The sequence below is a fragment of the Actinosynnema sp. CA-299493 genome (assembly GCF_050946825.1).
Classification (GTDB): domain Bacteria; phylum Actinomycetota; class Actinomycetes; order Mycobacteriales; family Pseudonocardiaceae; genus Actinosynnema.
The window spans coordinates 7266310-7279575 of the sequence record NZ_CP191993.1; the positions used below are offsets into that span (position 1 = coordinate 7266310).

Sequence of the window (13266 nt, forward strand, 5' to 3'; positions counted from 1 at the left end):
GTGCGGAAGGCGGCGGTATGGGCGACGACGTCGGGCGACAGGAGTTCACCCGCGATGACCGGACGCGGTACCGCACGAAGGTGCGCCGCTGCCTGGACGTGTTCGCCCGGATGCTGGGCGAGTCCCGGTTCGAGTTCGACCGGCCGACGACCGGGTTGGAGATCGAGCTCAACCTGGTCGACGACGCGGGCGACCCGGCGATGCGCAACGCCGAGGCGTTGGAGGCCATCGCCGACCCCGACTTCGTGACCGAGTTGGGCCAGTGGAACCTGGAGATCAACGTCGCGCCCCGGCTGCTGACCGGTGGCGGGATCACGGCGTTCGAGGACGTCGTGCGGACGTCGTTGAACGAGGCCGAGCACAAGGCGCGCGGCGTGGGCTCGCACATGGTGATGATCGGCATCCTGCCGACGTTGCAGCCGAAGCACCTGGCGGTGGACGCGCTGTCGGGCAACCCGCGCTACGCGCTGCTGAACGAGCAGGTGCTGGCCGCGCGCGGCGAGGACCTCCAGATCGGGATCAGCGGCGTCGAGCGGTTGCAGCTCACCGCGGACTCGATCGTCCCGGAAGCCGCCTGCACCAGCACCCAGTTCCACCTCCAGGTGTCGCCGGAGGACTTCGCGGCGTACTGGAACGCGGCGCAGGCCATCGCGGGCGTGCAGGTCGCGATCGGGGCCAACTCGCCGTTCCTGCTGGGCAAGGAGCTGTGGCGGGAGACGCGGATCGCGTTGTTCCAGCAGGCCACGGACACGCGCAGCGACGAGCTGAAGGAGCAGGGCGTCCGGCCGCGGGTGTGGTTCGGCGAGCGGTGGATCACGTCGATCTTCGACCTGTTCGAGGAGAACGTGCGGTACTTCCCGGCGTTGCTGCCGATCTGCGACGAGGAGGACCCGTTGCAGGTGCTGGAGCGCGGCGACACGCCGTCGTTGGCCGAGCTGCGGCTGCACAACGGCACGATCTACCGGTGGAACCGGCCGGTGTACGACGTGGTGCGCGACCAGCCGCACCTGCGGGTGGAGAACCGCACGTTGCCGTCCGGGCCGACGGTGGTCGACATGCTGGCGAACGGCGCGTTCTACTACGGCCTGGTGCGCGTGCTGGCCGAGGAGGAGCGGCCGCTGTGGTCGCAGATGTCGTTCAGCGCGGCGGAGGAGAACTTCACGGCGGGCGCGCGGATGGGCCTCGACGCACAGGTGTACTGGCCGGGGCTCGGCACGGTGCCGGTGGCGGAGCTGGTGCTGCGCCGGCTGCTGCCGATGGCGCACGAGGGCTTGGTGCGGATGAAGGTGGACGCGGCCGAGCGCGACCGGCTGCTGGGCGTGATCGAGCAGCGGTGCCTGACCGGGGTGAACGGGGCGACGTGGCAGGCGCGCGCGTTCCACAAGCACTACGACCACACGGCGCTGGACCGGCCCGAGGCGCTGCGGCGGATGCTGCGCACCTACCGGGACCTGATGCACACCAACGAACCCGTCCACAGCTGGCCGGTCTCCTGACGCCGGGCCGCCACGCCGGGTCCGGCGGCGGTGTCGAGCCCGGAGTTGTCCGCACCGCGCGGCGCGGTCAGCCGGACGGGCCGTCGACCAGCGCCTCCATCGCGTCGGCCTGGCGCGCCGCGATGGCGCGGTGCCACCACAGGTCGCCCTCCGGACGGCCCTTGTGCAGGGCGGACAGGCTGAGCATCGCGTCCGGGTGGCCCGCCTCGGCGGCGCGGGTGAACCAGGTCTCCGGCTGGTCCGACGGCGGCTCGACCCGGCGGCCCGGACGCCGTGCGGCGGCACGCGTGGTGGCGCTGCCCCAGCGGGTCAGCAGCATCCCCAGCTCGTGCATCGCCTGGGCGTTGCCCGCGCCCGCCGCACGGCGGAAGCAGCGCTCGGCCCGGTCGACGTCGTCCCGCCACCGGGCCAGGACGCCGAGGACGACGAGCACCCACCCGGCCGCGTCGCGTTCCCGCCGGTCCAGCGCGCCGGGGTCCAGCGGCGGCAGGGTGGACCACAGGTCGTGGTCCACCTCGACCCCGGCCGAGGTCGCCGCCCGCGCCAACCACTCCTCCGCCTCGCCGACCTCGCCCCGGTGCGCCAACAAGAGCGCGAGGTCGGCCATGGCGGACCGCCGACCGGTCCCGGCCGCCTCCCGGTACCACTCCTCCGCCTCCGCCACCTCGCCCTTGGCCACCAGCACCGAGCCGAGGTGGCCCATCGCGTCGACGTGACCGGCCGAGGCGGCACGGCGGTGCCAGGTCTCGGCCTCCTCCAGATCGCCGCGCGCCGCGAGCAACGAACCCAGCTCCACCATGAAGAACGGCTCGTCGGTCACCTCCACGGCCCGGCGCGACCACCGCTCGGCCTCGGCGAGCTCTCCCCTGGCCCGCAGCCGCGTGCCGAGCACCACGAGGGCCCGCGGGTCGCCCGACTCGGCGGCGCGGCGGTACCACTCGTCGCCGCCACGTCCCGTCGACGACATCAGGTCGGCCAACGCGGTCATGGCCTCCTGGTCGCCGTGGTCGGCGGCCTCCCGGTACCAGTGCTCGGCGTCGTCGAGCCGGTCGTCCTGCCGCGCGATCCGCGCCAGGCCGTGCATGGCGACCGTGCTGCCCCCGGCCGCGGCACGCGCGTACCAGTGCGACGCTTCGCCGACGGCGCCGCGTTCCTCGTGGAGCAACGCCAACAGGTTCATGCCGTCCACGTCACCGCTGTCGGCGGCGGCGCGGTACCAGACCTCCGCCGCCGCGACGTCACCGCCGCGCGCCGCGGCCACCCCGAAGCCGACCACGGCCGCCGTGTCACCGCTGTCCGCCTTCTTGCGCACGTGTCCCCCTGGATCTCGCCCCGCCTCCGATGCTGCCGCACGGTCGGGCCCGACGCACTCACCTCGTCGAAGATCCCCCGATCGCCGGGGTGAAGACGACGTCGACCCAGTAGTTGTGGTGGTTGGCGGTCCGGGGGAAGTCGGGGTAGCCCTGGATGCGGCCGAACATCCCGTTGGGCGTGTCGGGACCGCCCGGTGCGGTCAGCGCCGGGGTGTCGACGCCACCGGACCGGAAGTAGTCGCGGGTTTCGGACTGGTGGCCCTGGTAGGTGCTGTACCAGGCCAGGTAGGTGGTGCCCGCGGTGACCGGCGCCGGGGTGGTGAAGGTCGTCCGCTGCCAGCCCGACGCGGTCTCGGCGTCGAACTCGCGGGAGGCCAGGGTCGTGTTGTCGGGGAGCGACAGGTAGGCGACGTGCGGACCGCCGTTGGCCGGCGACTTGTAGTACTTCACGCCGGTCACGAAGCCGTCCGCGGTGGGCACGAACTTGACGCCGAAGCCCGCGCCGCCCAGGTAGCCGCCGTCGACCGCCTCCGGCACCGCGGCCTCGCTGAACAGCGAGCACGGGCACGGCGGGTTCCCCGTGGTGTACGACCACGTCAGGGTCTCCGTCGCCGTGTTCTCGTGCACGTCGACCGCGCGCACGGCCGCGGTGTACGTGGTGCCGCGGACCAGCGGCGCGGCCGGGGTCCAGACCAGCGCGCGGTCGTCGTCGGCGCGGGTGAGGGCGCCCCGCATGGTGACGCCGTGGGAGTCCACCACCTTGAAGGTCGTGCCCACCGGGCTGACCCGCTCGTCGTAGGTGACGGTGAGCGGCGCGTCCAGCGGGACGTCCGCGGCGTCGTCGGCCGGCGTGTGCCCGGTGTGCACCGGCGGCGTGGTGTCGGTGAACGGCGTGAAGTCGACGTCCACCCAGTAGTTGTTGCCGTCCCAGGAGTGGTCGGGGAAGCCGCCGCCCGGCACGAACACACCGGCCGCGCTGCCCGCCGCGGTCGTCAACGGCGCGGAGACGACCGGGTGGCGGCGGAGGAAGTACTGCCCGTCCACGGCGTAGTGCCCGTTGGGCGCGGTGTAGGAGACCACGTAGGTCGTGCTGCTCGCGATGGGCGTCGGTTCGGCGAACGCGAGCGTCTGCCAGCCGGTCGCGGTCTCGTCGGTGAACGTGCCGGTGGCGACCCGCTGCCCGGCGGCGGTCCAGAGGGAGCCGGTGTGGACGCCGGTGTTGCCCTCACCCTTGTAGAACCGGACGCCGGTGACCCAGCCGCCGCGGCTGGTGGCGAACCGGGCGCCCAGCTCGTACGCGCCGCCGTCGTTCGCGGACGGGACGCGCGGCACGGTCGCGGTGCTGAACAGCGCGCAGGGGCAGGGCGCGGTGGCCTGGGTGGTGATCGCCCACGTGGCCGGCGACTCCACGGTGTTGCCGTTGACGTCGGCCGCCTGGACGCTCGCCGCGTACCGGGTGCCCGCCTTGAGCGCGCCGTTCGGCGTCCACGTCACGGTCTTCCCGTCCGCCGAGTACGTCGCCGTGCCGTGCAGCGACGCGCCCGCCGGGTCGGTCAGCACGACGACGGCCGACCCTGGGTCGACCGCTTCGCTGAACCCGAGCGTCAACGGCCCGTCGAGCGGCACGTCGGTGGCGTCCGGTCCGGGGGTGCGGGTGTCGAGGGTGGGCCGGGTGGTGTCGCCGTTGAGGCCGTTGCGGTACACGACGTCGACCCAGTAGTTGGACGCGAGGTGCGCGCTGGTCGGGAACCCCCCGCCGTAGCGGTACACCCCGTTCGCGCCGTCGCCCGGGGCGGTGACCGGGCCGTAGGTCGTCGGCTGCGACTCGAAGTGCCGCTGGGTGGCGGCGTAGTGGCCCTCGGGCGCGAGGTAGGACGCCACGTAGGTGGTGTTGGGCTGGACGGACACCGGCGCGGCGAACGTCAGCGTCTGCCACCCGGTCGTCGTCTCGCCGCCGAACGTGCCGGTGGCCAGCAGCAGCCCGGTCGACGTCCAGAGCGACCCGGTGTGCGTGCCGGTGTTGCCCGGCCCCTTGTAGAACCGGACGCCCAGCACCTCGCCCCGGCCCGCGAACCGGACCCCGACGCCGAGCTCGACCGGGCGCGCGTCGTCCGCGGCGGGCGTGGCCGGGGTGGTGAAGTCGTCCCACAGCGTGCACGGGCACTGCGCCGCCCGTGGTGTGCCGGTGGTGAACTGCCAGGTGTGCGTGGCGGTCCGGTTGCCCGCCGCGTCGCGGACGCGCACCGACGCGGTGAGCGCCGTGCCGGCCGGCAGCGGGGCGTCCGGCTGGAACTGGCTGGTCAGGCCGTTGCCGGACAACGAGGTGACGCCGGCGACGGTGCCGTCCGGACCGGTGAGCGCGAACTCGGCGGAGCCCGGCGCGACCGGCTCGTCGAAGGCGGCGGTCACGACCTCGGACAGCGCGACGCTGCCCGCGCCGGCGACCGGGGTCGTGCCGGTCAGGTCGGGCGCCCTGGTGTCCGCGCCGGGTTCCGGCGACCACACCACGTCGACCCAGTAGTTCGTGCCGGAGGAGGTGGCGCCGGGGAAGCCCGCGCCCGCGCGGAACACGCCGTTGGGGCCGTCGACGCCGGTCTGCAGGCCGGTGAGCGGCTCCAGGTAGCGCGAGGACCGGGTGAAGTAGCCGTGGTCGAACGAGTAGTGCCCGGCCGGCGCGAAGTAGGAGGTCACGTAGGTGGCGCCGCCGAGGACCGGCACGGGCGACGGGAAGACGAGGGTCTGCCAGCCGCTCGCCGTCTCGTCGCGGAACGTGCCGGTCGCCAGCCGCACGCCGGCGGCCGACCACAGCGAGCCGGTGTGCGCGCCGGTGTTGCGCGGTCCCTTGTAGAACCGGATGCCGCGCACGTGGCCGTCGTGCGTCGAGCGCCACTTCACGCCCAGCTCCACGGCCGCGTCGTCCGCCGCGTCGGCCGTCGTCGGCACGTCGGAGTCGGACCACAGGCCGCACGGGCACGTCCTCGCGGCGACCGGCGTCTCCGCGGCAGCCTCGCCGACCGTGCCGCCCTCGGCGTCGAGCGCGCGGACCCGCAGTCCCGCGCCGCCCGAGGCCGACGGTGTGAAGGTGTGGCTCCACGTCGTCCCACCGGCCTGCCAGGCGGCTGCCCGCCACGTCACGCCCGCGTCGGTCGACACCTCGACCGCCGCTACCGGGCCCTCGTCGGTCACGGTGCCGGAGAACGTGTACGGCGTGCCCACGGTCGCCGTCGTCGGCACGTCGGTGATCGCGGTCGGCGTCGCGGCCACGGCCGCCGGCGCGTGCCACGTGGTCGGCGTGACCACCAGTGCGGCGGCGAGGACGGCCACCGCGAGCACCCGGGCCACCGCCGTGCCGGAGCTTCGTCTGGCTGCACCACTTGGGGACATCCCGCACCGCCCGGTGTCGCGGAGCCTTGGACAGCCCCGGTCACGCCGGTGATCGACCCGCGGTGTGACGCCGTTACCCGATAGGCCTTCTGCCCACGCGTCGTGGTCCCTGTGGCGCAGAGGACTGCTTCTCACCGTCGGCGACGCCGCATCGTGGCGGACTGCCGTCCGCGGTGGCGCGGCGCCGCCGGAGGGAGTTCGGGGAACGGCCGGAGGAGCAGGCCGGCGAGGTGGCCGGTCAGCTCGTCGGGAAGTTGTCCGGGGTCCTCATGCGGTCGCGGATCCAGACGCCGGCGGGCTTGAGCACGCCCGTGCCGGTGAAGGTGGAACCCGCGCACGTGCCCTCCTTGAACACCGCGCCCGAGCGGAAGTCGTCGGAGAAGTTCCAGTTCGTCCAGCCGATCTTGTTCGCGGCCAGGAAGTCCAGGTACTTCTGGCTGTACGCGAAGTCGTCGGCGCCGTCACCGGTGTAGGTCTGGGTGCCGAACTCGGTCACGAAGATCGGCAGCCGCGACGCCGCCCGCTGCAGCGCGGCGAAGTACTCGTCCTGGTGCGACGCCGCGTAGAAGTGGAACGTGTACATGAAGTTCGTGGCGTTGATCGGGTTGTCGACGATGTCCTGCTCGCTGCGGCCGTCGGAGATGCCGAGCGAACCCCAGCCGTGCGTGCCGACGAACACCACGCCGTCGGGGTCCTGGGCCCGGATCACCGGGATCATCTGCTCGGCGTAGGACTTGATCCCCGCCCACGACACGGTGTTCGGCTCGTTCGCGATGTCGTAGATGATGTTGGTCTTGTCCCGGTGCCGCCGCGCGACCTCGGTGAAGAAGGTGCGCGCCAGGGAGATGTTCGCGTTCGGGTCACCGGGGTCGAGCTGGTGCCAGTCGACCAGCGCGTACATGCCGCGCCGGGTGGCCTCCTCGACGTAGCCGTGCACCAGGTCGGTGAACTTGCGCGGGTTCGTCTCGTACCCGCCCTCCTGCACGTACATCGAGATGCGCAGGACGTCGGCGCCCCAGTCGGTCGCCAACGCGTCCAGCGAGGCGCCCTTGACGCACTGCGAGTACCACTGGATGCCGTGCGTGCTCATGCCGCGCAGCTGGATCGGCTTCCCGTGCTGGTTGCACAGCTTCACGCCGCACACCCGCAGCTGCCCGTTGACGTCCGCGGGCCGGCCGGCCCCGGTCGTGCCGGTGTCGACGGTGAGCCGGTCGAGGTTCGGTCCGCCGGTGGCCGTGGTCGCGGTGACGCGCACCCGGTTCGCGCCGGCCGCGAGGGACGCGGTCGCCGAACCGGTGCCCCAGGTGGACCACGCGCCGGTGCCGGGGAACGCCACGCCCACGCCCGCCGAGCCGTTGACGGTGACGCTCACCGGCCGGTCGGCGGTGGTGCCGTTGGCGTAGCGGAAGGACAGGGTCGCCGCGCCGGCGGTCGCGGCGGTCACGGTGAACTCGACGTACGCGCCGGAGGCGTTGTCGTAGTTGACGAAGCCGCCGCCGGTGTAGCCCGCGTGGTTGGACTCGACCAGGCCGCCGGAGATCGTCGCGCTCTCCGCCTGGTGCTCGGTGACGGCCGCCGCGCCGACGTCGTCAGCCGAAGCGGTCGGCACGGACAGGACGGCCGCGACGAGCGGCGTCAGGAGGGTCAACACAGGCCATCGGGGTGCCACAGGGCGCCTCCCACGGTTCAGGGGTGAGGTGGAGCACGGCGGCGGCGGTTCAGTTAGGAAACTTTCCTATCCGTTGGGTGGATCACAGCACCCCACGACACCCGCTGTCAACGGTCCGGGCGACCGGTTCCGGTTCGGGAGAACGACCTCAGGAGACCCGGGCGGAGGCCCGGCGGGCGCGCAGGTGGGTGCTCGCGCTCCACGCCGACACCAGGCCGGGCAGCAGCACGTGCCACGGCAGTCGGGCCAGCACGTCGAGGCGCACGGTCAGCACGATCCGACCGGACGCGCCGCCGTCCAGCCACACCACCCGCAGCGGCACGTCGCCCGACACGTCGTCGACGGTGGCGAGCGCCACCAGGCACGAGGGCAGCGACACTCGGTGGACGCACGACTCGGCGGTGAAGCCGTCGGCCCGCAGCACCTCGTGCCGCACGAACAGGGACCGCACGGCGGCGACCAGGCGTCGTTCACCCACGCCCGCGCGCACCTGGATGGTCATGGACTCGTACCCGGCGGTCGCGACAGGGCGTGTGGACACTCAGCGCCTTCCCTAGTGAGGTCAGCCTAAGTTAGCACTAGTAGTCGTCGCCGCCGAAGAACGTTTCCTCCAGCCGGTCCGCCGTGCCCGCGAGCAGCGCCAGCGGCTCGGTGAACTCGTGGATGTCCAGGTCCGACAACGGCAACGAGTGCCGCAGCACGACGTGGTCGCCCATGATCGCCGCGCCGCACGCGATGGTCGAGTTGCCGACCTCGGCGAGGAACGCGTGCAGGTCGACGCGCGTGGCCAGCCCGATCGGCGAGGCGATCTGCACCCACTCGTGCAGCTTGTCGAGCACTTCGCGGACCAGGATGACCACCTGGGTCCGCTCGTCGTCCTCGTCGTACTGCTCGAAGTTGAACAGGATCCGGATCTCGTCCTCGTTCTCCGCGATCACGTCATAGGTGTCGTGCACGTATGCGGCGAGGTCGCCCCAAGTGGCCATGCGATCACCCTAGGGCGCGACCGCCGCCCACACCGCATCCCCGACCAGATCCGACGCCAGGGCCAGGTCGAGCACGCCCATGAGGTGCCGCCGGGCGCACTCGTGCGCGGGACCCATCACCACGGCGTCCAACGCCCACAACGGGATCTCCCGCAACTCCCCCGCCGCCATGCGCGCCGCGAACCAGCGCGCGACCGGCTCGAACACCTCCGCCTTCACCGCGGGATCGGCGGTCGCCGGCGCGGCGTAGAGGAACCGCGCCCGGCCGGGGTGCTCGGCGACCCAGCGCAGGTACCGCGCCGCCACCTCCCGCACGACCTGCTCCGGGCCGCCGACCTCCAGCGCCGGCGCCAGCGCCGCCACGCAGTGCGCGAAGCTCTCCCCGTACAGCACGGTGAGCAGGCCCGCCCGGCTGCCGAAGTGGTGGTACACGCTGCCGTTGGACACCCCGGAACGGGCGGTCAGCGCGCTGATCGTGACCGCGTCCAGCCCACCCTCGTCGACCAGCGCGAGGGCCGCGTCGAGCACTGCCCGCCGACCAGTCGATCTCACGGGGTTAGAGTACCGCTCTAGAGCGTCGCTCCCCAGGAGGTCACCGTGGCCCGTTCCATCCCCGATCTGCTGCGCGAACGCGTGCGCGAGACCCCGGACGCCGAGGCGTTGCGCCGCCGCGACGGCGCCGGGTGGACGTCGCTGACCTGGGCCGAGGTCGGCGAGCAGGTGCGCAGGCGGGCGCTGGGCTTCCGCGGGCTCGGCGTGCGCGACGAGGCGCGGGTCGCGATCATGGCGGCCACCAGCGTGGACTGGATCCTCACCGACCTGGCCGTGCTCGCGGCGGGCGGCGTGACGACGACCATCTACCCGAGCAGCACGCCGGACGTCGTCGCGCACATCGTCCGCGACTCGGAGAGCGTGCTCGTGGTGGCCGACCCCGAACTGGCGGGCAAGGTCGACGCGAAGGTCGTCACGACGGACTGGGAGCCCGACGAGGTCGAGGGCGACTACGACGCGATGGTGGACGAGCTCACACCGGACCGGCTGGCCACGCTGATCTACACCTCCGGCACCACGGGCACGCCCAAGGGCGTCGAGCTGACCCACGACAACTGGCTCTACACGGCCGAGGCGATCCACGAGCTGGGCGTGCTGACGCCGGAGGACCTGCACTTCCTGTGGCTGCCGATGTCCCACGCGTTCGGCAAGGTGCTCCAGGTCGGGATGCTCGCGACCGGCGTGCCCACCGCCGTGGACGGCGACGTGGACCGGATCGCGGCCAACCTGCTCGACCTGCGCCCGACCGTGGTGGCCGCCGCGCCGCGGATCTTCGAGAAGATCCACCAGCGGGTGGTGGCCTCCGTGCGCGAGGCGGGCGGGGTGAAGGCGAAGCTGTTCGACTGGGCGTTGGCCGTGGCCGAGCACCCCGGGTGGAAGGTGCGCCGGGCGATCGCCGACAAGCTGGTGTTCGGCAAGTTGCGCGACCGGGTCGGCGGTCGGATCAAGTACTTCGTGTCCGGCTCCGCGCCGCTGTCGCGCCCGGTCGGCGAGTTCTTCGACCGCGCGGGCATCACCATCCTGGAGGGCTACGGCCTGACCGAGTCGTCGGCGGCGTCGTTCGTGAACCGGCCCGGCGCGAACAAGCTCGGCACGGTCGGCAAGCCGCTGGTCGGCACCGAGGTCCGCATCGCCGACGACGGCGAGGTGCTGATCGGCGGGCGCGGCATCATGCGCGGCTACCGCGGGTTGGCCGAGGAGACCGCCGCGACGTTGCGGGACGGCTGGCTGCACACCGGCGACATCGGCGAGCTGGACGAGGCGGGCCGGCTGCGCATCACCGACCGGAAGAAGGAGCTGATCAAGACCTCCGGCGGCAAGTACGTCGCGCCGCAGGCGGTGGAGGGCCTGGTCAAGGCGGGCAGCCCGTACATCGGCAACGTGCTCGTGCACGGCGACGGCCGCAACTACTGCGTCGCGCTGGTCACCATCGACGCCGACCTCGCGCCCGCCGACCTGGACGCGGACGCCGAGGTGGCTCGTGCCGTGTCGGCGGCGAACGAGAAGGTGGCGCGGCACGAGACGATCAAGAAGTTCGCCGTGCTGCCGAAGGACTTCTCGGTGGACGACGGCACCCTCACCGCGAGCCTGAAGATGCGGCGCAAGGAGATCGAGGGCCGCTATAAGGACGTGCTGGACGGCTTGTACTCCTGAACCCGGTGTTCACCGGCGGGCCGGTGCGCCACCGCGATGGCCCACACCGCCGCCACCAGCACGGCCACCACCTCGGTCAGCACCAGCAGCCGCTCGACGTACCCGAGCGGGATCACCCGCCACCAGGACGTGCCCACGACCGCGTTCACGCCGATCGCGTACAGGATCGGCGTGAACGCCAGGGCCGACAGCACGCCGAACCGGAACGTCCACCGGGCGTGCGCGCCCCACACCGGGTCGCGCCGCCACGGTCGGGCGAGCAGGATCGCGGCGACCGGCAGCGCGACGAACGCGAGCAGGCTGCCGAAGCGGTGGATGCTGCCGCTCACGCTCGGGCCGATCGCCCAGTCGTTCTTGGGGAAGATCACGACCAGCGTCAACCCGACCGACCACGCGGCGAACGCCACCGAGCCCACCGAGTGCCACCTCGCCACGCCGTGCCGGACCAGCACGGCCAGGATCGCCACCGAGCCGAGCACCAGCAGCAGGACGGCGGTGTCGAACACCCAGCGCTGCGGCCCGAGGGCGTACTCGCTGATGGTGCGGCGGAGGTGTCGGGTGGAGTCGCCCAGCCGGTAGACGTCCATCCCGCCGACGAGGGCGACGGTGAGCAGGACGGCGACAGCGCCCGCCAGGGCGACGAAGCGGGCCGGGGAACGGGTCGGGGCGAGTTCGGCGGTCGGCACAACGGACAGAACGGACGCGACGGGTGCGTTGTTCCGACGTTCGGCGATCGACAGCTTGCCGACAGCCTGCGCCGGCTCTCGCGCCCCCTGCCTGGATCACCCGACCAGGCGAAGAATGCAACCTGGGACAACCCGAACCGCATTACTCACGTTAGCCGGATAAAACGGCCGGCCCGGCGGCGGGGACGGTCGTGCACGAGGAACGACCACGAACGAGGAGGGCACCACTCACCCCCAACCACCCCACCCCACCACAGCCCCACCCCAACCACCCCACCCCAACCACCCCAGCCCAACCACCCACGCCGACCTCACGCCGCCCACCCCTGCGGACCGCTTGCGCCCGATAGCGCGCTGGCAGCGGTCGCGGGTACCTGCCGCTAGCGGTGACGCGCAGGTCGAGGTCACGGGCGCACACAGGTCACGGGCGCGGACAGGTCACGGGCGCGATGACGCGTAGGGCGCGGCGGCGGGGTGGGTGTGAGCGAGCGGGGTGTGGGCGAGCGGGATGGGTGTGGGCGAGCGGGTTCGGGTCAGCTGGATCGGCGGACCACGAGCGTCGGCGCGAACACGACGGAGCTGACCGGGCGGTCCGGGCGTTCGACCCGTTCCACCAGCAGGCGGGCCATCTCGGCGGCCATGTCCTCCACCGGCTGGCGGACCGTGGTCAGCGGCGGGTCGCACTCGACGGCCGGGCTGCTGTCGTCGAAGCCGACCACCTTGACGTCCTCGGGCACCCGCAGCCCGCTGTTGCGCAGCACCGGCAGCGCGCCGGTCGCCATCAGGTCCGAGGCGACGAACAGGCCGTCGACGTCCAGGTCCACCAGTCGCCGGGCCGCCTCGGCGCCGCCCTCGCGGGAGAAGTCGCCCTCGACGACCACGGCCTCGGGCAGGCCGTGCCGGGCCACCGCGTCGCGGAAGCCGCGCAGCCGGTCCTGGCCGGCGGGCGTCTCCAGCGGACCGGTGATGGTGGCCAGCCGACGGCACCCCGAGGCCACCAGGTGGTCGGCGGCGAGGGCCGCGCCGGCGGCCTGGTCGACGTCGACGTACGTGATCGACATCGGCCGGACGGGGCGGGCGGCCAGCACGACCGGCAGGTTCGACTCGATCAGCTGCCGGGGCAGCGGGTCGGCGCCGTGGGTGTGGATCAGGATCACGCCGTCCAGCCTGCGCTGACGGATGTCGTCCACCACCTCGCGGTGGTCGCCCGTGGTCAGCACGAGCTGCACGCCGAGCGGCCGGATCACCGGCAGCACGCCGCTGACCACCCGGCCGAAGTACGGGTCGTGCACGGTGCGCCCCTCCTCCGGCAGGACGAGCCCGATGGCTCCGGCCCTGCGGGTGACGAGCGAACGCGCCGCGCGGTTGGGCGTGTACCCGGTCGTGGAGATGGCCTTCTCCACGACTTGGCGCAGCTCACGGTCCACCGTGGCGACCCCGTTGACGACCCGGGACACCGTGGCCCGGGAAACCCCCGCGATCCGCGCGACCTCTTCCAACGTGACTGGTCTGCGGTCCACGTCAGCC

Annotated in this window: 10 protein-coding genes; 2 read left to right on the forward strand and 8 right to left on the reverse strand. The window is 72.8% G+C overall.

Going from position 1 to position 13266, the window contains the following annotated elements; translation table 11 throughout:
• The first annotated feature begins 17 nt into the window (after positions 1-17).
• On the forward strand, positions 18-1496 hold the full coding sequence (locus ACQPYE_RS30535; protein ID WP_498716331.1) for a glutamate-cysteine ligase family protein: 1479 nt from the start codon (positions 18-20) through the stop codon (positions 1494-1496).
• Between the two features lie 67 nt (positions 1497-1563).
• Here the strand turns inward: ACQPYE_RS30535 and ACQPYE_RS30540 are convergent, their stop codons facing one another.
• The 6 genes from ACQPYE_RS30540 to ACQPYE_RS30565 all read right to left on the reverse strand — a co-directional run bounded on the left by ACQPYE_RS30540 (position 1564) and on the right by ACQPYE_RS30565 (position 9400).
• Complete coding sequence (locus ACQPYE_RS30540; protein ID WP_498716335.1) at positions 1564-2808, reverse strand: tetratricopeptide repeat protein; 1245 nt, start codon at positions 2806-2808, stop codon at positions 1564-1566.
• Between the two features lie 58 nt (positions 2809-2866).
• Entirely contained in the window at positions 2867-6142 is a 3276-nt protein-coding gene (locus ACQPYE_RS30545; protein ID WP_498716337.1) for a DUF4082 domain-containing protein, read from the reverse strand.
• Positions 6143-6431: 289 nt separating this feature from the next.
• Entirely contained in the window at positions 6432-7844 is a 1413-nt protein-coding gene (locus ACQPYE_RS30550) for a cellulase family glycosylhydrolase (RefSeq protein ID WP_498716338.1), read from the reverse strand.
• A 166-nt stretch (positions 7845-8010) separates the two neighbouring features.
• Positions 8011-8403, reverse strand: a complete 393-nt coding sequence (locus ACQPYE_RS30555; RefSeq protein WP_498716340.1) for a hypothetical protein — start codon at positions 8401-8403, stop codon at positions 8011-8013.
• A gap of 37 nt (positions 8404-8440) precedes the next feature.
• Positions 8441-8848, reverse strand: a complete 408-nt coding sequence (locus tag ACQPYE_RS30560; RefSeq protein WP_498716343.1) for a hypothetical protein — start codon at positions 8846-8848, stop codon at positions 8441-8443.
• A gap of 9 nt (positions 8849-8857) precedes the next feature.
• Positions 8858-9400 (reverse strand): TetR/AcrR family transcriptional regulator, encoded by a 543-nt coding sequence (locus tag ACQPYE_RS30565; protein WP_498716346.1) that lies wholly within the window; start codon positions 9398-9400, stop codon positions 8858-8860.
• A gap of 45 nt (positions 9401-9445) precedes the next feature.
• Between ACQPYE_RS30565 and ACQPYE_RS30570 the strand changes: the two genes are divergently transcribed.
• Positions 9446-11053 carry an AMP-dependent synthetase/ligase gene (locus tag ACQPYE_RS30570; protein WP_498716348.1) on the forward strand — a complete coding sequence of 536 codons (1608 nt, stop codon included), beginning with the start codon at positions 9446-9448 and terminating at the stop codon, positions 11051-11053.
• On the opposite strand, the gene ACQPYE_RS30575 is transcribed toward ACQPYE_RS30570, so the two are convergent.
• Both ACQPYE_RS30575 and ACQPYE_RS30580 read right to left on the reverse strand, forming a co-directional pair.
• Positions 11020-11739 carry a DUF998 domain-containing protein gene (locus tag ACQPYE_RS30575; protein ID WP_498716349.1) on the reverse strand — a complete coding sequence of 240 codons (720 nt, stop codon included), beginning with the start codon at positions 11737-11739 and terminating at the stop codon, positions 11020-11022. The genes ACQPYE_RS30570 and ACQPYE_RS30575 overlap by 34 nt on opposite strands.
• A gap of 533 nt (positions 11740-12272) precedes the next feature.
• On the reverse strand, positions 12273-13259 hold the full coding sequence (locus ACQPYE_RS30580) for a LacI family DNA-binding transcriptional regulator (protein WP_498716351.1): 987 nt from the start codon (positions 13257-13259) through the stop codon (positions 12273-12275).
• Between the last annotated feature and the right edge of the window lie 7 nt (positions 13260-13266).

Bases quoted from the DNA above. Each gene is read 5' to 3' on its own strand.
- ACQPYE_RS30535 (WP_498716331.1), top strand. From the start codon at position 18: ATGGGCGACGACGTCGGGCGACAGGAGTTCACCCGCGATGACCGGACG.
- ACQPYE_RS30560 (WP_498716343.1), bottom strand. From the start codon at position 8,848: ATGGCCACTTGGGGCGACCTCGCCGCATACGTGCACGACACCTATGAC.